Raw genomic sequence first — 25327 nt, forward strand, 5'->3', positions numbered from 1 at the left:
AATCCAATTCGGAAACAGAGTTAATATCTCAGAATAAATTCTGAAACGCACATGATGAAATTATAACAGTGTGAGTCTATGATTGCAAATTTATTTTTTCAACAAGCTATCTTCTTGATGCAGACATGTTCGCTTGTTTCCATTCTTGCGTTAAAATATCGAAAAATTCTTGGTTTGTCTTTGTTTTTCTCATTTTGCGCATGAACTTCTCAGCAAAGTCAGGTGTATCTGACATTGCTTTTCTCATCGCCCATAGACGGTCAAGATGCTCTTTTGGTACAAGCAGTTCTTCTTTTCTCGTACCAGAACGACGAATGTCGATCGCTGGGAAAATTCTTCTTTCTGCAAGAGATCGGTCCAAATGAAGCTCCATGTTCCCCGTTCCCTTAAACTCCTCATAAATCACATCATCCATACGTGATCCCGTATCCACAAGCGCAGTGGCTAAAATCGTCAAGCTTCCTCCTTCTTCAATGTTACGCGCAGCACCAAAGAAGCGTTTTGGACGGTGGAAAGCCGCTGGATCAATACCGCCGGAAAGCGTTCGGCCGCTTGGCGGGATGACAAGGTTGTATGCACGAGCAAGCCTTGTGATGCTGTCCATTAAGATGATGACATCTTTCTTATGTTCAACAAGACGCATGGCACGCTCTAATACAAGCTCTGCTACTTTAATGTGGTTTTCCGGTACTTCGTCAAAGGTTGAACTAACAACATCCCCTGCAACAGAACGTTCGATATCTGTTACTTCCTCCGGGCGTTCGTCAATCAAAAGGACAATCAGCTCTGACTCTGGGTGATTTTCAGAAATGCTGTTGGCAATTTCTTTGAGCAAAATGGTTTTCCCAGCCTTAGGCGGTGCAACAATTAAACCACGCTGCCCAAATCCAACTGGCGCCATCATATCCATAATTCTAGTAGACAGGTGATTAGGCTGTGTTTCAAGAATCATTTGACGATCAGGGAATAGCGGCGTGAGTGCAGGAAAGTGAACACGTTCCTTAGCTGATTCTGGGTCGTCCCCATTTACCGCTTCTACATGAAGGAGGCCATAGTAGCGTTCATTCTCTTTTGGAGGTCGTACCTTTCCAGACACCTTATCTCCGTTTCGTAAATCAAAGCGTCTGATTTGTGAAGCTGAAATATAAATGTCTTCAGAACTTGGAGAGTAGTTAATTGGTCTTAAGAAACCAAATCCCTCAGACTGAATAATTTCAAGAACCCCTTCCATAAATAAGAGATCCTCTTGCTCAGCGTTCGCCTTTAAGATGGCAAAAATTAATTCTTTTTTTGTTAGTTTGCTGTAATAAGAGATTTTGTATTTTTTTGCTAACTCATACAGCTCTTTTAATTTCATATTTTCCAAAGATGAAATCGAAACATCTTTCAATATGGACACCACACTTTTCTAGTCAATGTATTTGATTAGCTTTTAATTCCGTTTTTGTTGGAATGACCTCGCTCTCATGGTAACGCTCCCACTCGTTTTATCTTAAAAGATAGGAACAATGTGAAATTGAGCTTTGTCAACATAGAGAAGGATAATGAGTATATCGTCATGATGCGGCAGTTTTAAACTTGTTGAAGCTTAAAAGAAGTAAATTCGCAGAAAATTTCGCAGCACTCTTTAGTTTTACCTCATTTGCAGAGAATATTCAACTTTAAAAAGAAAATGATATACATTTGACACCTATATGAAAAGCGGGTAATGAATACCCGCTTTCAGATTACGGACGAATGACAAGATTCGGTTTTTTCTTTAAGCTGTGTCTGCCGTCTACGAAACGAACTGTACCCGATTTCGCACGCATAACAACACTATGTGTTGTTCCAACAGAGCCTTTGAATTGAACACCTTTTAATAGCTCGCCGTCTGTTACACCAGTCGCTGCAAAAATGGCATCATCACCTTTTACAAGGTCTTCCATTCTTAGGACTTTGCCAACATCCAGCCCCATTTTCTCACAGCGTCTTAGTTCTTCTTCACTTTGAGGAAGAAGCTTTCCGTGGATTTCACCACCAAGTGCCTTTAACGCAACAGCAGAAAGGACACCTTCTGGCGCTCCGCCTGAACCAAATAGAATATCAACACCTGTGTGATCAAATGCTGTATTAATAGCTCCTGCAACGTCACCATCATCGATCAGTTTAATTCTTGCTCCTGCTTCTCTCAGTTCAGCAATAATTTTCTCATGTCGATCTCTGTTTAAAATCGTTGCAACGACATCTTCAATATCTTTGTTTTTTGCTTTTGCCACAGCGCGAAGATTATCAATGACAGGCGCTTCGATGTCGATGCAGCCTACCGCTTCTGGACCTACTGCGATCTTATCCATGTACATATCAGGTGCATTCAGCAGGTTGCCATGATCTGCAACCGCAATAACAGCTAAGGCATTCCAGCCGCCGCTTGCCACAATATTTGTTCCTTCTAACGGATCAACAGCAACATCCACGCGGGGTCCGTATCCGTTCCCAAGCTTTTCCCCAATATAAAGCATTGGTGCTTCGTCCATTTCTCCCTCGCCAATGACCACTGTTCCTTTCATCGGAATGGTATCAAATACATCACGCATTGCACTTGTTGCAGCATCATCTGCTTCGTCTTTTAATCCTCTTCCCATCCAACGGGCAGATTTTAATGCGGCTGCTTCTGTCACCCGTACTAGTTCCATCGATAAACTTCTTTCCATTTTTGTCCAAATCTCCTCTCACAGTCAAAGCCTTACGAATTTTGAAGTTCTTCTATTTCTTGGTCATTCAGCTTTTCACGCCAGATGGTTGCACCCAAGCCTTCAAGCTTCTTCTCAAGCAAACTATATCCTCTGTCTATATGTTCAAGCCCTGTGATTTCGGTCACACCGTCTGCCATTAACCCTGCAACGACGAGACAAGCACCTGCACGAAGGTCACTTGCTTTGACCTTTGCTCCTTGAAGCTGCGTTTGCCCAGTTATAATGGCAGATCTACCTTCGACCTTCATGTTTGCACCCATTCGACGCAATTCGTCAATGTGTTTAAAGCGGGCTGAGTAGATCGTATCTGTGACCACACTCGTGCCTTTCGCCTTTGTTAAGAGCGCCGTCATCGGCTGCTGAAGGTCAGTCGGAAAGCCCGGATACACAAGGGTTTTGATATCGACAGGCTTGAGTCCTTCGTTTCTGCCAACGATCAGCATCTGATCGTTGCTCGTTTCAATGGTGAACCCCATTTCTCTAAGTTTCGCCGTAATTGATTCTAAATGAGTTGGGATCACATTATCAAGAACAACTTCATCTCCCATCGCAGCACCAGCAATTAAAAATGTGCCTGCTTCTATGCGGTCAGGGATGATGGAATGCTTACAGCCATGAAGAGATTCTACACCTTCGATTCGAATCACATCAGTACCCGCACCTTTGATTTTGGCTCCCATGCTTGCAAGCAGTGTCGCTACATCAATAATTTCGGGTTCTTTTGCGGCATTTTCAATCACCGTTTTTCCTTCAGCCAGTACGGCTGCCAGCATGATATTGATGGTCGCACCTACACTGACAACATCAAGGTAAATACGAGCTCCGACTAATTTTTCAGCGCGCAAATAAATCGCACCCTGCTCGTTTGTCACCTCGGCACCAAGTGCTTCAAAGCCTTTGATATGCTGATCGATCGGCCTAGGTCCTAAGTGACATCCTCCTGGCAGTCCGATGACAGCCTGCTTGAACCTGCCGAGCATGGCTCCCATTAAATAATAGGATGCACGCAGTTTCTTCACCTTTCCATTAGGAAGCGGCATACTGATCATGGAAGAAGGATTGACGATCATTTCACCTTTTTCAAACGTAACCTTTCCGCCAATCTCTTCTAACAGATCTCGTAATGTGTCAATATCTGAAATATGCGGAAGGCCCTCAATGGTTACTGGAGAATCAGCGAGAATCGTGGCAGGAATCAGTGCCACTGCACTATTTTTCGCACCACTAATATGTACGGTCCCGCGCAAAGGGTCACCGCCGGCAATGTTTAACTTTTCCATATTTGTCTCCCTTCTTAAAGAAGATCACTGTTGGAGTTATACTGTTTGTGGATGTCGCGCTTTAAAAGGTCTTGTCCAAAATTTAGCCAATATCAAGAGAAAGAATACAGGTTAAACGAAATTTGTCGGAAGAAAAATAATCGAAGCTTTGCGAGGCTGTGATGTTCTCTTCTTTGCACAAAACATTTCTTAGCGTTTTTAAGGAAAACTGCGGCAAACGGGAGACAATCCCGCCTGCCACAATCACTTATTTATTCCAGTCTGCTAAAAATTGCTCAATGCCTGCATCCGTTAACGGGTGTTTTGTCAGCTGCTTGATGACTTTCAGCGGCATTGTGCCGATATGAGCACCTCTAAGCGCAGCTTCTGTCACGTGCTGCGGGTGACGAATGGATGCAGCAATGATTTGTGTATCTAATCCGTGAACATCAAAAATGGTTTTCACTTCGCTGATGAGATCGAGACCATTTTGGCCAATGTCATCTAAGCGGCCGAGGAATGGAGAGACATACGTTGCACCAGCTCTAGCTGCAAGCAATGCCTGGTTTGCACTAAAAATCAAAGTGACGTTTGTTTTAATACCAAGGTCTGTTAACGCTTTGACAGCTTTAAGGCCATCTGTTGTCATCGGTACTTTGACCGTGATATTTGGTGCGATGGCAGCAAGCTCTTTTCCTTCTTCAATCATTTCCTCTGCTTTAAGGGAAATCACTTCTGCACTGACAGAACCTGATACGACGTCAGTGATTTCGCGAAGACGGTCGTGGAATGATACGTCCTTTTCTTTCGCTACTAAACTAGGGTTTGTTGTGACGCCTGCTAAAATGCCAAGCTCGTGCGCCTCTTTGATGTCTGCGATATTTGCTGTATCTACGAAAAATAACATAACCGTGCCACTCTCCTATCAATAAATTGTCTGAAATGTAAATTTTGATTGCGCTTTCTCAAGATATGGAGAAAACCGCCTGTGACTCAGGCGGCTTTCGGTTCTCATCAAATTATGCTTGGTTAGAAGAACCAAATTCGCGCATTTTGCCGATAACAGTCGCTTTAATTGCGTCACGAGCTGGTCCAAGATATTTACGTGGATCATACTCTTCTGTTTTTGCAGCAAGTGTTTCGCGTACTGCTTTCGCAGAAGCAATTTGGTTTTCAGTGTTTACATTGATTTTTGCTGTACCAAGTGAAATTGAACGCTTGATGTCAGCAGTTGGGATACCTGTTCCGCCATGAAGAACAAGTGGAAGGCCTGTCATTTTACCAATTTCTTCCATTTCAGCGAAACCAAGGTTTGGTTCACCTTTGTATGGACCATGAACTGAACCTAGTGCAGGTGCAAGGCAGTCAATGCCAGTGCGTTCTACAAGCTCTTGGCATTCTTTTGGATCAGCATAAATAACGCCCTCAGCGATGACGTCGTCTTCTTGTCCGCCAACAGTTCCAAGCTCAGCTTCTACAGATACACCGTGGAAATGTGCAAGCTCAACTACTTTCGCAGTTGTTGCTACGTTCTCATCGAATGGGTGGTGAGAAGCGTCGATCATGACAGAAGTAAATCCTGCATGGATTGCTTTTGCACAAGATTCAAAGCTTGAACCGTGATCTAAATGAATCGCAACAGGAACTGTTACATTATATTCTTCGATTAACGCTTTAACCATTGCGACAACTGTTTTGAAGCCGCCCATGTAGCGTCCTGCTCCTTCAGATACTCCTAAGATAACTGGAGATTTCTCTTCTTCAGCAGCTTGTAAAATCGCTTGCGTGAATTCTAAATTATTTAAGTTAAACTGTCCAACAGCGTAACCTTTTTCCTTTGCGTCTTTCAACATTTCTGTCATTGAAACTAAAGGCATGATGAAAAATCCTCCCTATGTAGCTAATTTGCTTACTAAAAAAAGCTCTCCACCCTAGCATGACCAGAATTTCTCGCCATATGTAAACTTTCAAAGTCAGATCGCTTTCTTCTTCTTATCTAGGATACCAATTATTCGACAAATCGGCAACAGAATGACTCGATTCAATCATTTCCATCTAACCATTTGTTTCGAGCGGCAAGTATTCTTTGACAGCATCTCGGATTTCATCAATATCAAATGGTTTCGCAAAGTGAGTCAATGCACCGAGTTCTTTTGATTCTTGGATCATGTCTAATTCGCCATAGGCTGTCATAATGATGACACGGATGTCTTCATCAATTAATTTCATGCGTTTTAAAATTTCAATACCATCCATTCCGGGAATCTTCATATCAAGCAGGACAAGGTTTGGTCTATGATTTTTCACAATATCTAACGCCTGAAGTCCATTGGCTGCTTGGAAGGTTTGATAGCCTTCTTTATGAAACACTTCATTCAATAATATTCTAATACCGTATTGATCATCGACAATTAAAATTTTCTCATTCATCTGTTACACCCCATTGCTTTCATTTTTCGCCATAAAAAGAGCTGTTGTTAAATAATTCTGTTTGATTTTCACATTTCCTTTATTTATAATAGTTTACTTTACGACATTTTCTGAGCATTTTTCCTAATATTCTCTTTATATTCTATTATAAAATGATCTGACCGAAGGAGGAAATCAGTCTTGTTAAAAATTTTCACGACCCAGTTATCAGGTATTTTTTCACGTATTGGAGAAAAGCAGGTTGAAGCGATCGAGGATGGTGCACGCCTTCTTGCACAAGCCGTTGTCAGTGGACATGCTGTTTATTTTCACGGAAAGAATGAACTGGCTGCTGTAGCCCTAGAGGCAACTGAAAGCAAGGAGCCATTTCCAGGTGCGAAAGTACTGCCGCTTGATCAAACGGAGCTCAGCTTGCTTCATCCAAGTGACAGGGTGCTGCTATTTTATTCAGACCCAGAAGACGAGGAGATTCAATCTCTTGTAAAAGAGCTGCACGCTCAAGGTACGCCCATTGTTGGTGTCGGTCCAGCACAAAAGGAGCCGTCCATGATTGAAGAGCATTGTGATGTCCACATTGATTTTCAGCTCAAGAAACCGCTTGTGCCCGCTGATGACGGAACAAGGTTCGGTTATCCTGCTTTAATGACATGCTTATACGTCTACCACGCTCTATCGTTTACTGTGAAAGAAATCGTTGAGGAATATGAATAAAAAAACTGCCGAGAAGATCATATTCTCGGCAGTTTTTGATTTATTTTGATTCAGATGCTTGCAGTGAAGCACCAACGAAATCTCTAAATAATGGCTGTGGTCTTGTCGGTCTTGAGACGAATTCTGGGTGGAACTGAGAAGCAAGGAACCAAGGATGATCCTTCAGCTCGATAATTTCAACAAGACGTCCGTCTGGGCTTGTACCAGAGAAGACAAAGCCTGCGGCTTCCATTTGCTGTCTGAATTCATTATTAAACTCATAGCGATGACGGTGGCGTTCGTAGACCACTTCGTCATTGTATGCAGCAAATGCTTTTGAGTCTTCATTTAATTTACATGGATACAGACCAAGACGAAGTGTTCCGCCTAGATCATCTACATCCTTCTGTTCTGGGAGAAGGTCAATGATTGGGAATGCTGTTTCAGGATCAATTTCCGCTGAATGAGCCCCCTCAAGGCCTAGTACGTTTCTCGCATATTCGATCGACGCAACTTGCATTCCTAAGCAGATTCCGAAGAATGGCACTTTGTTTTCACGGGCATATTGTGTAGCAATGATTTTCCCTTCCACTCCGCGGTCTCCGAAGCCTCCAGGAACGATGATGCCGTCTACATCTTGCGCGAAATCAGCCATATTTTCTGCTGTCACTTCTTCTGCATTGATCCATTTGATTTGAACGTCTGCATCAAATGCATAACCAGCATGGCGAAGTGATTCAACGACAGAAATGTATGCATCTTGCAGTTCAACATATTTTCCTACTAGACCAATTGTGACTTGTTTTGAGAGATTTTGTACTTTATCGACTAGCGCTGTCCACTCCGTCATGTCTGCATCTTGGCAGTCAAGTTTCATATGTTCACATACAAGCTTGTCTAGTCCTTGTTTTTGTAAATCAAGCGGAATAGAGTACAGCGTGTCTGCATCCTGACATTCGATAACAGCTTTTGTATCAATATCACAGAATAACGCAATTTTGTCCTTCATGTCTTGGGTCATTGGCATTTCAGTTCTGACCACAATAACGTTTGGCTGGATACCAAGGCTGCGGAGTTCTTTTACACTATGCTGTGTTGGTTTTGTTTTCAGTTCACCTGCTGCTCGGATGTAAGGAACAAGGGTACAATGAATGTACATCACGTTTTCACGGCCAATGTCACTCTTCATTTGACGAATCGCTTCAAGGAAAGGAAGGGATTCGATGTCTCCTACTGTTCCGCCGATTTCTGTAATGACCACATCTGCACCTGTTTCTTTTCCGGCACGGTACACGCGGTCTTTGATTTCATTTGTAATATGGGGAATAACCTGTACGGTTCCGCCTAAATAGTCGCCTCGGCGCTCTTTCTTCAGAACAGTAGAGTAGATTTTACCCGTTGTGACGTTGCTGTACTTATTTAAGTTAATATCAATGAAGCGCTCGTAGTGACCTAAGTCAAGGTCTGTTTCAGCACCGTCATCTGTGACGAAGACCTCACCGTGCTGATATGGACTCATCGTCCCTGGGTCTACGTTGATATATGGATCGAATTTTTGAATGGTGACATCCATCCCTCTATTTTTCAGAAGGCGGCCTAACGATGCAGCCGTGATCCCTTTTCCAAGTGAGGAAACAACTCCTCCTGTTACAAAAATATACTTTGTCATTTCGTATGCTCCTCTCTTTTTTACCCTTGCATGACTAGACATGCACAGCTTCATCCTTTTTAGAGTGTATCCCTAAATCTCTTGAAAAATAAGAAAGCTCCCTTTCAAATAAATGAAAGGGAGCGTAAATGAACGTATCTTTACGTACTCTTTTTAGAGAGCCCAAAATACATACTACATAGTTCGCTCTCGAAAGTCAAGACGGTTTTGTCCTGTTTTGAGGACCGGTTTGTGAGGGTTATTTTTCTTCCTTATTATCGTCTAAATCGTCTTCGTCAATTTCTGTTAAGCCGTCATCATCTTCGTCGTCATCGTCTTCGTCGAAGTCTTCTATATCTTCGTCAATTTCCTCATCATCGTCTAGGTCGAGATCATCGTCGTCTTCAACAAGATCAAGATCTTCTTCAAGCTCTTCGATTTCTTCTTCCTCTTCAATTTCATCGAAGTCTTCTTCAACGACAGCTGCTTTTGTTTTTTTCTTTTTCGCTTTTGTTTTCACAGCTGGCTGAACTTCTTCTTCGATTTGATCAACTGGATACCAGCTGCGAAGTCCCCATCTCTGATCACCTAACGAAATAAAGCGGCCATCTATATTTAAGTCTGTATAAAATTGAGCAAGTCGATCATCAAGATCAGATTTTTGTATCCCTTGTAAACGGACCATTTCATCTATTAACTCGGAAAACGTAATCGGTGTTTTGCTGTCTCTGAAAATTTCATATGCAAGTTCAACTAAAGACATGTGCTTGAGCTGCTCCTGTGAGTATTCTTTCAAACTCAAGGTCAGACACTCCCTTTCTATTACATGTATGTATCCATTTATCAGTGAAATAATAAGTGTTTATCCCTTATTTTTACGACAAACCATACCTCTCATTATAAACAAATTAGAGGAGTTTATGCCACCTTTAATCATGTTAATTTTTGATTTTTTCTCATGGGGCGCACCATCTGCGTGAAATTGGTCTGGCTTTTGTGTACGGTATGCTTTTTGTCTTTTAGTTTGTTCATCTCTATTTTAAAACTGGATTCTCTGAATGAATAAGATAACGATAGCAATCGTACATACCATTCCCGCAGGCATGAGGACAAATAGTTTTCTGCGGCTGTTTTCTTTTTCTTCCTTCTTTTTTGGAGACTTTGAAAGCTCTGTGGAGACCATAATCCATATGATCATCGTGACTAATCCTAAAATACCCATAAATGTTGTGTTCATTATGATAACCTCCATATTGATACTTTTGCACATTTTATCATATTGATAAGGTGGCATGGGACAATATTGGAAATGATTTCACATTTAAGAACTGATTATCGCACCAAAACAGACCACCTCACGTCAGGTGGTCTTTGCTTGGTTTCTACATATCTAGCAGTTTGCGCGAGATGACTAGGCGCTGGATTTCTTGTGTGCCTTCATAAATTTGAGTGATTTTCGCATCTCGCATGTATCGTTCGACTGGGTAATCCTTTGTATAACCGTAGCCGCCGAAGATTTGAACGGCTTCTGTTGTTACTTTCATGGCTGTATCTCCAGCAAAGAGCTTTGACATAGCTGATTCCTTTCCATACGGAAACCCTTTCGTTTCAAGCCATGCTGCCTGATAAGTAAGCAGCCTGGAGGCTTCAATTGCAGTTGCCATATCTGCCAGCTTAAAAGCGATCCCTTGCTGCTGTATGATTGGTTTGCCAAATTGCTTGCGCTCCTTCGCATAATGGACCGCCGCATCAAGAGCGCCTTGTGCAATCCCAACAGCCTGAGCAGCAATACCGTTTCTACCGCCATCGAGCGTCATCATGGCTATTTTGAATCCTTCTCCTTCTTGTCCGAGCCGGTTCCTTTCATGAATCCGGCAATCTTCAAATCGAATTTCAGTCGTTGGCGATGAGCGGATGCCCAGTTTGCTTTCCTTTTTGCCAACCGAGAACCCGGGGGTCTCTTTTTCTACAATAAAGGCGGTTGTATTTCGAGATGCAGCTTCTTGGTCTGTCACGGCAAACACAATATAATAATCCGCAATGCCGCCATTTGTAATAAAGATTTTCGCACCGTTCAGGACGTATTCACTGCCTGCCTTTACTGCCGTTGTCTTCATTCCACCGGCATCTGAACCTGAACCGCTCTCAGTGAGTGCATATGCCCCTACCTTCTGTCCTTCTGCAAGCGGCTTTAAATAGGTCTCCTTTTGTTCATCTGTTCCGAAAGTATAGATGGGCCACGAGGCGAGAGATGTGTGAGCGGAGAGGGTGACGCCTGTAGAGGCGCACACTCTTGAAAGCTCCTCAACTGCGATGACGTATGCTAAATAGTCACTGCCGATCCCGCCTACCTCTTCCGGCCAAGGGATACCCGTTAAACCGAGCTCCGCCATCTGGCGAAAAATAGCTGGATCATACGTTTCTGTCTCGTCCCGCTCTGCTGCTGTTGGCTCTACTTCATTTTTCGCAAAATCTCTCACCATTTTTCGGATCATTTCATGTTCATCACTTAATTGAAACTGCATCATGAGCCACCTCGTTTCATATTAGCTGTTTACAAATGACCAGCCTTTGAATTTCACTTGTTCCTTCGTAGATTTCACAAACTTTCGCATCACGAAAGTAACGTTCTGCTTGATAGCGATTCGTATAACCGTCCATGCCGAGCAATTGGATCGCTTCTGTACTGATCTCAACCGCCGTTTTAGACGCAAATAGCTTTGCCATTGATGCTTCCTTTGTGACCGGACGATTCGCCTCTTTATAAGAAGCCGCTTGATAAACGAGCAGCTTGGCTGCTTCAAGCTTCGCCGCCAAATCACCCAGCCGAATGGTCGTTTCTAGACCTGCTGGGTGCTGCTTTAAATACGTCACTGCTTCAGTTAAAGCGGCTTCTGCAATGCCGAGGCTTTGAGCCGAGATACCGATTCTCCCCGCATTTAAACTAGACATGGCTATGTGAAAGCCCTCTCCTTCTGCACCGAGCAGCTGCTGCTTTGGAATCCGCACACCATCAAAATGAAGCGTTACTGTTTTTGACCCGTGCAGTCCCATCTTTTTCTCATCTTTTCCGATCGTAAATCCTGGTGTATCTTTTTCGACAATGAACGCCGATATATTTTTTTTCGCAGAGGCAGGGTCTGTCACTGCAAAGACAAGATACAGTTCTGCTTCCCCGCCGCTTGTAATAAACATTTTCGTACCATTTAACACATAGTGGTCATCTGCCCGCTCCGCTCTTAACTGAATACTGGAGGCATCTGAGCCAGCCTTGGGTTCAGTCAGGCAAAATGCCCCCAGTTTCTGCCCGGATGCAAGCAGCGGAACATAGGATTTTTTTTGCTCATTCGTTCCAAAAACCAAAATAGGCATCGTCACAACAGATGTATGAACGGACACAATGACACCGATAGTCGCACTCACTTTGGATAATTCATGAATCGCAATGATATATGTTGTAAAATCTGCTCCTAAGCCTTGATACGAAGCTGGTATTGGAATTCCTAGAAAGCCTTGGCGTCCCATTTCAGCTAAAAGTGTTCTTGGGAACTGACCTTGTTCCATGGCTTCCACTTCAGGGAATACACGCTGTCTTGCAAATTCTGCTGCCTGTTCTCTCCAGAGACGCTGTTGATCCGTAAGCAAAACATCCATCTTGACTCCCCCTATGAGTGGTCGTGGTATGTGTAAAAACCTCTCATTGTCTTTTTGCCCAGCCAGCCTGCATTTACGTATTTTTTCAAAAGAGGACAAGGTCGGTATTTGCTATCCCCAAGTCCTTCATGAAGGGTATTCATAATAAATAAACATGTATCTAGTCCGATGAAATCAGCGAGACGAAGCGGCCCCATTGGGTGATTCATTCCAAGCGTCATGACCCCGTCAATGCTCTCTGCATCTGCCACGCCTTCATAAAGGGTGTAAATGGCTTCATTGATCATTGGCATCAATATGCGATTTGATACAAACCCTGGGAAGTCTTCCACTTCAATTGGGGTTTTATTTAATGTCTTTGCTGTTTCATAAACGATTTGATACGTGTCGTCACTTGTTTGCAGCGCTCGAATGACCTCAACCAGTTTCATGACAGGCACCGGATTCATAAAATGCATGCCAATCACTTGCTCCGGTCTCCCCGTAACAGCTGCTAATTCTGTGATTGACAAGGAAGATGTGTTTGTTGCAAATATCGTCTTCGCCTCTGCAAATTGATCAAGTGTTTCAAAGATTTGTTTCTTCACACTCATTTGTTCAGATACAGCTTCAATCACTAAATGAGCCTGCTGCACGTCCTTTAAATCTGTGGAAACGGCAAGCCGCTGCGTAATATCTCGGACTGCCTGATGGGCCAGCTTTCCTTTTTCTGCTCGTTTCGTCAGTTGTTTGGTCATGGAGGAAATGGCTCGATGAATCTGCTTTTCAGATGCATCATGCAGCAGGACTGTGTAGCCTGACTGAGCAAAAACTTGGGCAATGCCTGATCCCATTTGACCTGCTCCAACGACCATGACGGTCTCTTCTGTACTCATGACGATGAACGCCTCCCTTTTAATCTACCTTTATCATGATGGCATCTCCTTGACCGCCTCCACTGCAAATCGCCGCGATGCCAATGCCTCCGCCTCTTTGTTTCAATGCATGAATCAAGGTCAAGATGATACGTGTTCCGCTTGCCCCAATGGGATGACCAAGCGCAACTGCACCACCGTTGATATTCATTTTCCGCCGGTCCAGCCCGGTTATTTTTTCACATGCCAGCGCAACTGCTGAGAAGGCTTCATTGATTTCAAATAGATCGATATCTTCTAGACGCTTGCCTGTTTTCTGTAAAATTTTCTCGATGGCAAAGGCTGGTGTTTTCGGAAAATCCTTTGCCTCTACGGCTACCTGCGTATGCCCAAGCACGACTGCCATTGGCTTTACGTCATGCTGCTCCGCATATGTGTCTTTCATTAAAAGAAGCGTACTTGCTCCATCATTGACACCTGGTGCATTTCCAGCGGTAATGGTACCCGTTTGATCAAAAACAGGCATGAGCTTTGACAGTCGTTCATATGACGTATCACGCCGCGGGGATTCATCTTCTGTGATCAGCCGCTCTCCCGTTTTCGTCTTGACGGTGACTGGGGTGATTTCCTGTTGAAAAAAGCCGTTTTTCTGCGCTTCGATGGCCCGTTCATGACTTCTTAGTGCCCAAAGGTCTTGCTCTTCCCGCGTGATACCAAGCTCCTTTGCAGCCATGCTCCCATACTCACCCATATGAACGCCTGTAAATGAACAGGTTAATCCATCTAAAATCATCGCATCTTGTACCGCACCATCTCCCATTTTGTAGCCCCATCGCGCTTTTTTTAGCAAATAAGGTGCGTGTGACATGGACTCCATACCGCCTGCTACGATGACCTCAGCATCTCCAGCTCGAATGATTTGATCTGCTGTGCTCACACTGCGCATTCCTGATGCACAGACTTTATTGATAGTTTGCGTCGGAACGGACCATGGAAGATCAGCATTTCTTGCTGCTTGCCTTGAAGGAATCTGACCTTGTCCTCCCTGCAAAACACTTCCCATGATGACCTCATCCACAAAATGTGAATCCCGTACTCTTTCCAGCGCAGCTTTGATCGCTATTCCGCCTAGTTCTGCGGCAGTCAACCCACTGAAAGCACCGCCTAGTTTTCCAAATGGTGTTCTTGCTCCAGATACAATGACCGTCTTACTCATGTATGTCCCCTCCCGTTTGTTACCGCTTACATATTATCTAGGCAGCTGATGTACAGCGCCATGTATAAGCCGATGAATATCCTATTCATCGGCCTGTTTTGTTTACGAAACCTGCTTTCCAGCCTCACCAAACACTGATTTTTCAAGAAGTTCTGCGACATCAAATGTGCCTACCTGCTCCTCTACTTCCTTCGCCTTCGTGCCATCTCCCAGCATGGTGAGGCAATAAGGGCATCCTGAGCTGATGATGGACGGCTGCACCTGTAACGCCTGCTCCGTTCGGGCAGTGTTAATCCGGGTACCTGTCTCTTCTTCCATCCACATTAAGCCCCCGCCTGCACCGCAGCACATACCGGTTTCACGATGACGCTTCATTTCTCTCAGCGTCACACCAGGGATGGCTTTTAAAATGTCTCTCGGCGGATCATACACTTCGTTATATCTGCCTAGGTAGCAAGAGTCGTGGAAGGTAATCACTTCGTTCACTTCATGTACAGGCGTTATTTTCCCTTCTTTCACTAGCTCTGCCAGTAATTCTGTATGATGGTACACTTCTGCCTCAAGTCCGAAGTCTGGATACTCATTTTTAAATAAATTGTAGGCGTGCGGATCAATCGTGACGATCTTTGTGACCCCGTTTTTCTGGAATTCTTCAATATTTTTTGCAGCAAGCTCTTGGAATAAAAATTCGTTTCCAAGTCTTCTTGGTGTATCGCCTGAGTTTTTCTCTTTATTGCCTAGGATGGCAAAGGAGACCCCTGCTTCGTTGAGGAGCTTTGCAAAGGCAAGCGCAATTTTTTGGCTTCGATTGTCATATGCCCCCATTGAACCAACCCAGAATAAATAATCGAAGGTTTGATCTGCTTTTTTCAGCTCTTTTACTGTCGGCACATGCACATCTTCTCTCAGTTCACGCCAATTTTCTCTTTCTTTCCGGTTCAATCCCCACGGGTTCCCTTGGCGCTCAATGCTTGTCATGGCACGCTGTGCATCTGCATCCATTTTCCCTTCGGTCAGCACAAGATATCTGCGCATATCAATAATCTTGTCGACGTGTTCATTCATGACAGGGCATTGGTCTTCACAGTTTCGGCACGTCGTACATGCCCAAATTTCTTCTTCTGTAATGACCTCACCAATGAGAGAAGGATGATACATTGAGCTGGCCGCCGATTCCTCTGCACCTGCTCCTCTCGCCTGCAGCGCCAGCTGATTTCCTGTTGTCTGCCTGAAGGCAAGCTGCGGGACCCATGGTGTCTTCGATGTAATGGCGGCCCCTTTATTTGTTAAATGATCTCTTAACCTTAAAATTAAATCCATTGGAGACAGCATCTTCCCTGTTCCTGTTGCCGGGCACATATTTGTGCAGCGCCCGCATTCCACACAGGCGTAAAGGTCGATCAGCTGTGACTGACGGAAGTCTTCAATTTTTCCCACACCGAAGGTCTCTTGTGTCTCATCTTCAAAATCAATTTTTTGCAGCTTGCCTGGCGGGTCTAATCTGCTGGCAAATACATTCACCGGTCCTGCAATGAGGTGAGCGTGCTTTGACTGCGGGACATATACTAAGAATGTCAGCAAAATAAGGAGATGCACCCACCATGCGACATAAAAAACGACCGTTGCTGCAAGAGGTGAAATTCCGCCCAGCAAGAAAGCAATACTGGAGGCGATTGGCTCAGTTGGTGATAGAGAGTGTCCATGCCAAATGATGTTCATCCCGTTCCCCAGTAAGACTGTCAGCATCAAGCCGCCAATAAATAAAAGCACTAGACCTGATTTAAAGCCTCGTTTTAAACGGACAAGCTTCTCCACATACCTTCTATGGAATGCCCAAACAACAGCTACTAAAATGAGAAGTGTGACCACCTCTTGGAAAAAGGTAAAGACACCGTAAAGCGGACCTAAAGGGAGTCCGCTGCCCGGAACGAGTCCCTTCATAATAAAATCAAGGGCTCCGAACTGTACAAGAATAAACCCGTAGAAAAACAGCACATGAATGATGCCGCTCTTCTTGTCCTTTAACAGCTTCTTTTGCCCAAACACATTGACCCAAACACGCTCTAAGCGTCTCTTCATGTCTTGTTGAAATTCTTCTTTTTTACCAAGACGAATATACGCCGCTCGTGTTCGAATGAGATAAATAAACAAATACACAGCGTAAGCGGTCACCGCCGCAAATGCGATCAAGTTCATTATTAAAAGGCTATTCATCTTGCTCCCCCTTTCATTCCCCAAAAACCACTTTGTTCCGTTTCTATGTTGTACCTCTATCATAAATAATGAATGAGCATTCAGTCAATATTTTTTACACGTTTGGGTACACTATTGAAATATGCAAAAAAGGAGGAAGCTTCATGATCGCATTGATCATCCTACTCGTACTCATTGCCATCGTTTTTCTCGTGATGGTAGACCTTTATATGGGAAAGAAATATTTTTCTACCCGCGCTTTTGAACGGTCTTTTGATAAAACAAGCGGTGATGCAGCTTTTTATCATGATGGCGAACCATTTTTTGATCAGCTGCTCGCGGATATTCAACAGGCCTCTTCTTCTATTCATATGATGTTCTTTATTGTAAAGAACGACAAGATTGGCCAAAGGGTCTTACAAGCACTGAAAGCCAAAGCGGAACAAGGGGTTTCAGTCTTTTTGCTGACCGATCGACTAGGGTCCTATCCGTTTGATCAAAAGTCCATTGATATGCTAGAAAAAAGCGGCATCCAATTTTACTTTTTAAATAAGCCTCGTTTCCCTTTTTTGATTTATCGGTTAAACATGAGAAATCATCGTAAAATTACGGTGATTGATGGAAAGATTGGCTATATTGGTGGGTTTAATATTGGCGATGAATATGTTGGAAAAAATGGCCAGTTTGGCATTTGGAAAGATTATCATTTGCGCATGACAGGGCAAGTTGTCGCAGATCTCCAGCATGTGTTTTTGAATGATTTATACCGGTCATCTGGCATTCATCAGCTGCAATATGAGGTTTTTCCTGCTTTGGAACCGGGAACACTACAATGCACAACACGCGCGACTGCTGGTTTTTCTTTAGAAGCTTTGTTTCTCAAAGATATTCAGCAGGCGAGAAAGCAGATCATCATCTGTACGCCTTACTTTATTCCATCTGCCCCTCTTCTGAGTGCACTGCTTGATGCACGAGAGCGAGGTGTCACGGTTGAAATCATCATCCCAATGAAAGCGGATCATCCACTTGTCAAAGAGGCTGGATTTCATTATTTGAAGGACCTCATTGCCTCTGGCTGCCTTGTGTATCGTTTTTATAAAGGATTTTATCATGCGAAAGCCATTCTAATTGACCAGAGACGCTGTATGATTAGCACGGCAAATTTTGATAAACGCAGCTTGTTTCTAAATGAGGAAGTAGACGTCGCCATTGATGATGCCGGCTTTACTGCACACGTAGAGGAAAAAATTCGAGAGCACATGGAAGTGTCTGAGCTTATGACAGAGGAGAAATTAACCCAGCGTCCGCTTTTGTCACGTCCGCTGGAATGGGTTGGCGCCATGTTCTCGTACTTTTTATAAAGGAGATGACCTATGCGTTATCGATTTGGTTATGTATCCAATGCCGTCACCTTGTGGGAAGCTTCTCCTGCCAAGTCGCTGACCTTTGCAAGATACAGTAAGCTCTCAAAGGAAGAGAGAGAAGAGGCTTTATTGCGAATAACGAAAGCCAATCTCGTGAATACATTAAGAACGCTCTATTTCGCCATTGCCCATGATATCCCGCTTTACCGTTTTTCAAGTTCGATCGTCCCGCTCGCGACCCATCCCGATGTGCGCTGGGACTTTGTGACACCTTTTCAAAAGGAGTTTCTTGAAATTGGCGAGTTGGTGAAACGGCATGGGCTACGTGTGAGCTTTCACCCTAATCAATTTACCTTGTTTACTAGCCCAAAGCCTTCAATCACAGAAAATGCCGTGATCGATATGGCGTACCATTATCAAATGCTTGAAGCGATGAAGCTCGAAAAGGAAGGCTATATGAACATTCATGTGGGCGGTGCGTACGGTGATAAAGAATCGGCGCTTCAACGTTTTGATGACAATATCCAAAAGCTTCCGGCGCATATCAAGGCGAGAATGACGCTTGAGAATGATGACAAAACGTATACGTCGTTAGAAACCCTTGGTGTATGTGAAAAGCACGGTATTCCATTTGTTTTTGATTACCATCATCACGTTGCCAATAAAGATGACGATGCCGCGCTTGAAGACATCCTGCCAAGAATGTTCGACACTTGGACGAGCACTGGCATTCCGCCTAAAATCCATTTATCCTCACCTAAATCAGAAAAAGCCATACGCAGTCATGCAGATGGTGTAGATATGTCCTTTGTCTTACCGCTTTTTCATGCATTAAAACCGTATGGGCGTGATGTAGATTTTATGATTGAGGCGAAGTTAAAGGATCAGGCACTACTCCGACTTGTCGAAGAGCTGTCTGCGATAAGAGGCAATAAGCGAACGGGCGGAGGAACCTTTGAGTGGAAATCATAGAGAAAGGTTTATCCCTGTGCAAACAGGGGTAACAAAGCTATTGTGAGAAAGTAATTAACAGGAGGATATGAAGATGTCTCAAATCTATTCAATCCAAATCGCTGCGAAAGCATTGAATTTACATAAGCTTATTTCTCTTTATCAAAAATGCCACCAGGCTCAACATCGTCTATATGTGTATTCTAAAAAAACAATGTGCAACATCAAGAACATCGTAGAGCTTGAAACCTTCAGGCTCACTCATTTAGAGTCTGACTACTTAATTGTCGTAGAGGGAAAAAAAGCGCAAGATCTCTTGCAGCCATTTGAAAAAGAGCAGGTTTCATAAAAAAGAGCAGCCCTCAGGCCGCTCTTTTGTTATATCCACTCTTTTGTCAACCAAACTTGTTTTGAAGCTGCATCCATTTTCACTTGTGCCCCGATTGGCATCGTAAGCATCGGGTGTGTATGGGCACAGTCAAAATCTGCGATGAGCGGTCTCTTTGTCTCCCCAAGCACCTCAAGTAAAATCTCGTAAGGTTCTTTTCCCGTTCCCTCATCATCAAACAGCTCATGTTTTCCCAAAAGAATACCTGATACCCGCTCAAACACTCCATTTACTTTCAATAAAGAGAAGTTTTTTTCTACAACCGAAGCGGTTTTCATGCAATCTTCAATAAGGAGGACGTCTCCGTTTTGAATGGCTGGCATGAACTCACTTCCCCATATGCCGTACATGGCATTCAGATTCCCGCCGATCAATCTACCTTCTGCCTGTCCCTCTATGACGCACAGCCAATCGTTTGGACGCTGCTTTTTATCACGCGTCTTTTCTTCCCAATTGATTCGTTCATCCGTCCAAAAAGGTGGTTTTTTGACCTGATAAGGAATGGTTTGAGGCTGCATCAGGATGTCTTCGAACGACTGATATGTATAAGCGGCGAACGGTTCAAACTCCCCAAAGGATGGGACAAGCGCCGGTCCGTAGAATACAGGCAGTCCCGTTTTTTCGTAAGCGGCTAAAAGAATTGCTGTCGCATCTGAATAACCGATCATGATTTTCGGATGTTGCTTCAGCAGCGCAAAATCAAGATAAGGCAGCAAACTATTTGAATTTGTCCCGCCAATCATTGACATGACGCACGCCAAGTCCTCTCGAGCCATTAGCTCATTCAACTCATCGGCTCGTTCTTGAATTGTACCTGAACGGTAGTGATCCTCTTTCCCTGTTAATGATCCTGGTACCACAATGAATCCTTTTTGCTCAAGCCACTTCTTCGCCCGCTGATACCTAAGAGGCGAGGTCGCTGATGCAGGACTTGAAGGTGAAAAAATACCGATCTTATCTCCCTTTTGTAATCGCCGAAGCCCCTTCATTCCATCAGATCCTTCCTACACGAGTTTTTTCTATCCTAACAAAAAAAGCCCTTTATCAAAAGGGCTTTCAGATTTTTGACAAAGGGCTATAATGATCTTTATTTTAGTCCTTTATCTTTTTTCAGCGTGATAGAAAACCTTTGCAGTCTAGGAAGGACGAGCACTGGAGCGGAGCTTAATTGAACATTCGTGAGCACCAGAGCGCAGGATTGACAACGAATGCGAGGGTTTGTCTACACGCTGAAAGCCCTTTATCAAAAGGGCTTTCTCTTTCTTCTTAATGACCAAACTGCGCTTCGTGCAGTCTGCTGTATACGCCGCCCATTTGGATTAAGTCTTGGTGGCGGCCTTGTTCTTGAATGCCTTCCTCTGTCACGACGATGATACGGTCGGCGTGTTTAATTGTCGCAAGGCGGTGGGCAATGACGAGCGTTGTCCGTCCGACAGCTAGTTCGCTCAGTGCATCCTGTATGGCTTTTTCTGTTTCTGTATCAAGTGCTGATGTGGCTTCATCTAGAATGAGAATGGACGGGTTTTTCAGGAACATCCGCGCAATCGACAGACGCTGCTTTTGACCACCTGACAGTTTGACGCCGCGCTCACCTATCACGGTATTTAACCCTTCTGGGAAACGCTGAACGAGTTCCTCTAAATGCGCACTTCTTACAGCCTCCCAAATCTCTGCATCACTGGCTTCTAGGTTGCCGTACGCAATGTTTTCACGAATGGTGCCCGAGAATAAAAAGACATCCTGCTGCACAATACCGATCTGCTGCCTTAAAGAAGACAATGTCATAGACTTTGTGCTTACACCATCAATCGTGATCTCCCCTTCATCCACATCATAAAAACGAGGCAGCAGACTGCAAATGGTCGATTTCCCCGCTCCTGAAGGCCCGACAAACGCAACCGTTTCTCCTTGTTTGATCTTTAAATCGATATCCTTTAGCACATGGCTGTGTTCATCGTAGCCAAATGTCACGTTTCGATATTCAATTTCACCTTTCAGTCCGTATACATCACGTGCTCCCTCTGTATCCTTCACATCCGGCTCTGTTTCTAGTAAATCGACATAGCTTTTAAAGCCCGCAATGCCTTTTGGATACATTTCAATGACCGTGTTGATTTTATCAATCGGTCTAAATAAAACATTTGTGATCAGAACAAACGCGATAAAGCCACCTGCCGTTAATTGACCTTGCAGGACAAACCATGTACCTGCGAGAAGGACAAACAGTGTCACAAGACGTGTGAGAATGTAACTGATCGATCCATTGACCGACATAATTTTATAAGAAAGAAGCTTCGCTTTCCGAAAACGGTTGTTGTTTTCAGCAAAACGCTTTTTCTCGAAATGTTCATTGGCAAAGGCTTGAACAAGTCGAATGCCCCCGATATTGTTTTCAACCCTTGCATGAAAGTCTCCAATGTCATTATTGAGCTGTGTAATCGCCTTCGTCATCTTCTTATTAAAATGAAGGGCGAGCCAAATGATGACAGGCATGATGAGAAAGGTTAAAATGGCCAGCTGCCAGTTAATCATCAGCATGACTGCAAAGGCACCGAGAATCGTCATAATCGCTATAAACAAATCTTCAGGACCATGATGCGCCACTTCTCCAATGTACATGAGGTCGTTTGTCATCCGTGACATGAGCTTACCTGTTTTGTTGTTGTCAAAGAATTTAAAGGATAGGCGCTGGAAGTGATCAAACAGCTTCTTCCTCATATCTGTTTCAATATTAATGCCAAGCATATGCCCCCAATACGACACAATAAATTGCATAACTGAGCTGAGGGCATAAATGACAAACAGTGCAAGTGCCGTCCAGACAATGACTGTCCAGTTCCCTGTTGGCAACAAAGTATCAATGAAGTAGTTCACGATAAGCGGGAATCCCAGTTCCATCAATCCAACGGCAACAGCGCAAAAGAAATCTAAAAAGAACAGACCTCGATAGGGCCTGTAATAGGCGAAAAAGCGTTTTAGCATATGTAAAAGAACCTCATTTCCTCTATAATTGATAACCATTTTCAATTATAGAGGAATCCTCTTCAAAATACTAGATTAGGAAATGATTTCTTCGACTGGAAAGCCTCATAGCACACCAGAAAACAACCGAGCAAATGATTCCTTTAATCGCTCTTTTAAGCCTCTTTTATAAAAATGAACAGGCCCCATTTGCTCACATTCTTTCATATCTTCTTCATAATGGGCCATCAGCTGCTCAATGGGCTTTTTCGCGGCTGTAAAGACATTGACCTCAAAGTTGAGCTGAAAGCTTCTCATATCCACATTTGCGGTACCGACAGAGGCAAGTTCTCCATCTGCGATCATCACTTTTTGATGCATGAAGCCCTTTTGATAGTGATACACTTTGATGCCCTCTTTTAGGAGCTCAGAAAAATAGGATCGTGTGGCGTATTGTGTGAGAAAGCCGTCATTGATCTCCGGAACCATCACCCGGACATCCACTCCTCTTGTCGCAGCAATTTTTAATGCTGTACGAAGGGATTCATTTGGGACAAAATAAGGTGTCGCAATCCAGACAAATTGTTTCGCATTTGAGATGAGTGCATCATATAAATCACTCATACTTTCTTTCATATCGGGTCCAGTCGGTACAACCTGAATGACATCCTCTCCCGTCACAGAGTGCGGCGTATGATACTTCGGATCATCAATTAATACTTCATCTGATACATACTCCCAGTCGAGCATAAAAACAGAGTGAAGGGTTTGAACAGCCTCACCCTTTAACATGGTATGCGTATCACGCCAAAAACCGATATTTTCATCACGTCCGACATATTCTTTTCCGACATTTAACCCGCCGACAAACCCTGTCTTCCCATCAATGATCACGATTTTGCGGTGATTTCGGAAATTGAATTTTTGATTAAAAAAACCATATTTTAAAGGCAGAAAAGGAGCGACCTTTACTCCTTCCTGCTTCAAGCGTTTAATATCTTTTCGGGAGAAGCGAATGCTGCCAGCCGCATCATAGATGAAGCGAACCTCTACCCCTTCTTTCGCTTTTTCTATCAGAATCTCCATCATCCGGTGCCCGAGGAAATCTGATTTGAACATGTAGTATTCTATATGGATGAACGATTTTGCCTTTTTTAATTCTTCAAATATACGGGGAAAAGTCTCCTCCCCATTCTTTAAAATGTCCATATCACTATTTGTGTTCACATGCATGCCTGTTGCTTTTTCTGTGTAATGAAAAAAAGTCCGCTGATTTTCGGTTAGACGCGATTCATCCGGCTTGCTCTCAAGCTCAGATATTCTGCGTAACTTTTCACGGTTGTACATTCTCTTTGATTTGAATAAATGACCTTTCACATAGAGCTGTCCTGAGAACAAATAAAACATATAGCCAATGATCGGGAAAAAGATCAGCACATACATCCATAACAACGTGTGCTGTGATGTACGGTTTTCTAGCATGAGTGAGATGATACTAAATAAAATAATGGCGATATAAACTGCCGCGTACAGCTGAATGCTCCACGCTGGCACAGGCCACCAATATACCACATATGCCCCGAATATCATAAAATATAAAAATAAAAATTCCAGTCTCCTCTTTTTCACATTCTCCGCCCTCATTCGTTTCTGTCTTTTTCTCTTCCATACCCTTTGCACAGCTTGTATGAAACGCACGGCCTATGCCTTTCTCCTAGCTTTTACAGACTTGGACCATTTGATCCGATATAATGGAGAAATATGTGATGGAAAGGAAGATTTGTTTATGCATACACCCTCTCCTTTAAAAAAGGGCGATCATATTCGTGTCATTGCTCCAAGCCGAAGTGCCAGCATTTTATCAGAAGATGGAATCTCTCAATCAAAAAAACGTTTAGAGACCTTAGGTTTCACTGTCTCTTTTGGAAAACACGCGTTTGAATGTGATCTTCATTCCTCGTTATCCATTGAACACCGCTTGTCTGATCTGCATGAGGCGTTCACAGATGATGAAGTCGACGGTATTTTGACAGCCATCGGAGGCTTCAATTGCAATGAACTCTTGCCTTACATTGATTACGACTTAATTCGTCAGCATCCTAAAGTTCTTTGCGGCTACAGTGATATCACCGCACTCGCAAGCGCCATTACCGCAAAATGTGATATGGTGACATACTCTGGACCCCATTTCTCCAGCTTCCAAATGGAGCAGGGGCAAGAGGAGCAGTCCGCTATGTTTCAGGCCTGCTTGATGAGCGGCGGTGAGCCATTTGATGTGATCCCTTCGACAAAATGGAGTGATGATGCGTGGTATCTTGATCAAGCGAACAGGCAGTTTCATCCGACGAAATGGGGAATCTATCAGGAAGGAACAGCTGAAGGCACCTTGTATGGGGGGAACCTTTGTACACTGAACTTACTGCAAGGGACATCGTTTATGCCTCAAATCAAGGATGCTATCTTATTTGTAGAGGATGATGAGTTGGTCTTCCCTGAAATGTTCGCCAGAGATCTCACCTCCCTCATGCAGCATGCAGAATCAATCAAAGGGTTGATCATCGGACGCTTTCAGAAAAAATCCGAGATGACAGAGGAACATTTGAGGTTCATTTTAGATAAACATCCAATGCTCAAACACATCCCAGTGATCTACGATGTCGATATCGGACATACGCAGCCGGTCTTCACCTTACCTATTGGCGGAAACGTGAAGCTAGCGTGTAAAGATGGAGCCGTGCAGCTGCGCATTCTATCATAAAACAGAGCCAAAAAAGCACCCAAATAAACGGTGCTTTTTTCTATGCCACGATCTTTTATAAAATTTTTTCAGAAAAAAGTGATCCAACCCTCCATCCCCTTCGTTAAGTAGATGTAAAAAGAAAAGAGAGGAGGCAAAAACATGTTTTCTGATGTACTTAGTCAATTATTCGATTCTATTTCTAACATTATTAATACGCTTGGGTAATGTTCAACACCTGCTGTCC

General features: G+C 43.6%; 22 protein-coding genes. 5 read left to right on the top strand and 17 right to left on the bottom strand.

The window, feature by feature from the left end; translation table 11 throughout:
- Positions 1 to 106: 106 nt before the first annotated feature.
- From rho to C6Y01_RS12765, 6 genes are all read right to left on the bottom strand, one after another.
- Entirely contained in the window at positions 107 to 1390 is a 1284-nt protein-coding gene (rho, locus tag C6Y01_RS12740) for a transcription termination factor Rho (RefSeq protein WP_106038274.1), read from the bottom strand.
- A gap of 337 nt (positions 1391 to 1727) precedes the next feature.
- Entirely contained in the window at positions 1728 to 2693 is a 966-nt protein-coding gene (glpX, locus tag C6Y01_RS12745; RefSeq protein ID WP_012011567.1) for a class II fructose-bisphosphatase, read from the bottom strand.
- A gap of 32 nt (positions 2694 to 2725) precedes the next feature.
- Complete coding sequence (locus C6Y01_RS12750; protein ID WP_034660302.1) at positions 2726 to 4015, bottom strand: UDP-N-acetylglucosamine 1-carboxyvinyltransferase; 1290 nt, start codon at positions 4013 to 4015, stop codon at positions 2726 to 2728.
- A 247-nt stretch (positions 4016 to 4262) separates the two neighbouring features.
- Positions 4263 to 4901 (bottom strand): fructose-6-phosphate aldolase, encoded by a 639-nt coding sequence (gene fsa / locus C6Y01_RS12755; RefSeq protein WP_034660303.1) that lies wholly within the window; start codon positions 4899 to 4901, stop codon positions 4263 to 4265.
- 112 nt (positions 4902 to 5013) lie between these two features.
- Entirely contained in the window at positions 5014 to 5871 is an 858-nt protein-coding gene (locus C6Y01_RS12760) for a class II fructose-bisphosphate aldolase (protein WP_034660304.1), read from the bottom strand.
- 178 nt (positions 5872 to 6049) lie between these two features.
- A complete protein-coding gene (locus C6Y01_RS12765) occupies positions 6050 to 6424 on the bottom strand; it encodes a response regulator (RefSeq protein WP_003214681.1) in 375 nt (124 codons plus the stop codon).
- 180 nt (positions 6425 to 6604) lie between these two features.
- On the opposite strand from C6Y01_RS12765, the gene C6Y01_RS12770 reads away from it, so the two are divergent.
- Entirely contained in the window at positions 6605 to 7135 is a 531-nt protein-coding gene (locus C6Y01_RS12770; protein ID WP_106038275.1) for a DUF2529 domain-containing protein, read from the top strand.
- A 40-nt stretch (positions 7136 to 7175) separates the two neighbouring features.
- On the opposite strand, the gene pyrG is transcribed toward C6Y01_RS12770, so the two are convergent.
- From pyrG to C6Y01_RS12810, 8 genes are all read right to left on the bottom strand, one after another.
- On the bottom strand, positions 7176 to 8783 hold the full coding sequence (gene pyrG, locus C6Y01_RS12775) for a glutamine hydrolyzing CTP synthase (protein ID WP_003215143.1): 1608 nt from the start codon (positions 8781 to 8783) through the stop codon (positions 7176 to 7178).
- A gap of 238 nt (positions 8784 to 9021) precedes the next feature.
- Positions 9022 to 9564: a DNA-directed RNA polymerase subunit delta gene (gene rpoE / locus C6Y01_RS12780; protein WP_034660308.1), complete on the bottom strand. Its 543-nt coding sequence runs from the start codon at positions 9562 to 9564 to the stop codon at positions 9022 to 9024.
- 237 nt (positions 9565 to 9801) lie between these two features.
- Positions 9802 to 9999 carry a hypothetical protein gene (locus C6Y01_RS12785; protein ID WP_034660309.1) on the bottom strand — a complete coding sequence of 66 codons (198 nt, stop codon included), beginning with the start codon at positions 9997 to 9999 and terminating at the stop codon, positions 9802 to 9804.
- A gap of 145 nt (positions 10000 to 10144) precedes the next feature.
- Entirely contained in the window at positions 10145 to 11287 is a 1143-nt protein-coding gene (locus C6Y01_RS12790) for an acyl-CoA dehydrogenase (RefSeq protein WP_034660310.1), read from the bottom strand.
- Positions 11288 to 11303: 16 nt separating this feature from the next.
- The gene (locus tag C6Y01_RS12795) at positions 11304 to 12416 is read right to left on the bottom strand and encodes an acyl-CoA dehydrogenase family protein (RefSeq protein ID WP_034660311.1); all 1113 of its coding nucleotides are present in this window, start codon (positions 12414 to 12416) and stop codon (positions 11304 to 11306) included.
- An 11-nt stretch (positions 12417 to 12427) separates the two neighbouring features.
- Positions 12428 to 13291, bottom strand: coding sequence for a 3-hydroxybutyryl-CoA dehydrogenase (locus C6Y01_RS12800; RefSeq protein WP_034660312.1), 864 nt, complete (start codon positions 13289 to 13291; stop codon positions 12428 to 12430).
- A gap of 19 nt (positions 13292 to 13310) precedes the next feature.
- On the bottom strand, positions 13311 to 14486 hold the full coding sequence (locus C6Y01_RS12805) for an acetyl-CoA C-acetyltransferase (protein WP_034660314.1): 1176 nt from the start codon (positions 14484 to 14486) through the stop codon (positions 13311 to 13313).
- A gap of 102 nt (positions 14487 to 14588) precedes the next feature.
- On the bottom strand, positions 14589 to 16700 hold the full coding sequence (locus tag C6Y01_RS12810) for a (Fe-S)-binding protein (protein ID WP_034660316.1): 2112 nt from the start codon (positions 16698 to 16700) through the stop codon (positions 14589 to 14591).
- Positions 16701 to 16843: 143 nt separating this feature from the next.
- Here C6Y01_RS12810 and cls (C6Y01_RS12815) point away from each other — a divergent pair, with 143 nt between their 5' ends.
- The 3 genes from cls (C6Y01_RS12815) (at position 16844) to C6Y01_RS12825 (ending at position 19343) form a co-directional block, all read left to right on the top strand.
- Positions 16844 to 18040, top strand: a complete 1197-nt coding sequence (gene cls / locus C6Y01_RS12815) for a cardiolipin synthase (protein WP_034660318.1) — start codon at positions 16844 to 16846, stop codon at positions 18038 to 18040.
- A 12-nt stretch (positions 18041 to 18052) separates the two neighbouring features.
- Entirely contained in the window at positions 18053 to 19015 is a 963-nt protein-coding gene (gene uvsE / locus C6Y01_RS12820) for a UV DNA damage repair endonuclease UvsE (RefSeq protein WP_095285674.1), read from the top strand.
- A gap of 73 nt (positions 19016 to 19088) precedes the next feature.
- A complete protein-coding gene (locus C6Y01_RS12825; RefSeq protein WP_095285673.1) occupies positions 19089 to 19343 on the top strand; it encodes a general stress protein in 255 nt (84 codons plus the stop codon).
- A gap of 29 nt (positions 19344 to 19372) precedes the next feature.
- On the opposite strand, the gene C6Y01_RS12830 is transcribed toward C6Y01_RS12825, so the two are convergent.
- The 3 genes from C6Y01_RS12830 to cls (C6Y01_RS12840) form a co-directional block, all read right to left on the bottom strand.
- Positions 19373 to 20371 carry a S66 family peptidase gene (locus tag C6Y01_RS12830; protein WP_106038276.1) on the bottom strand — a complete coding sequence of 333 codons (999 nt, stop codon included), beginning with the start codon at positions 20369 to 20371 and terminating at the stop codon, positions 19373 to 19375.
- Positions 20372 to 20648: 277 nt separating this feature from the next.
- A complete protein-coding gene (locus tag C6Y01_RS12835; RefSeq protein WP_034660728.1) occupies positions 20649 to 22364 on the bottom strand; it encodes an ABC transporter ATP-binding protein in 1716 nt (571 codons plus the stop codon).
- 105 nt (positions 22365 to 22469) lie between these two features.
- The gene (gene cls / locus C6Y01_RS12840) at positions 22470 to 23972 is read right to left on the bottom strand and encodes a cardiolipin synthase (RefSeq protein WP_223249923.1); all 1503 of its coding nucleotides are present in this window, start codon (positions 23970 to 23972) and stop codon (positions 22470 to 22472) included.
- Between the two features lie 157 nt (positions 23973 to 24129).
- Between cls (C6Y01_RS12840) and C6Y01_RS12845 the strand changes: the two genes are divergently transcribed.
- A complete protein-coding gene (locus C6Y01_RS12845) occupies positions 24130 to 25101 on the top strand; it encodes a S66 family peptidase (protein ID WP_106038277.1) in 972 nt (323 codons plus the stop codon).
- The last annotated feature ends 226 nt before the right edge of the window (positions 25102 to 25327 follow it).

The sequence above is a fragment of the Bacillus sp. NMCC46 genome, assembly GCF_002998465.1.
Lineage (GTDB): Bacteria > Bacillota > Bacilli > Bacillales > Bacillaceae > Bacillus.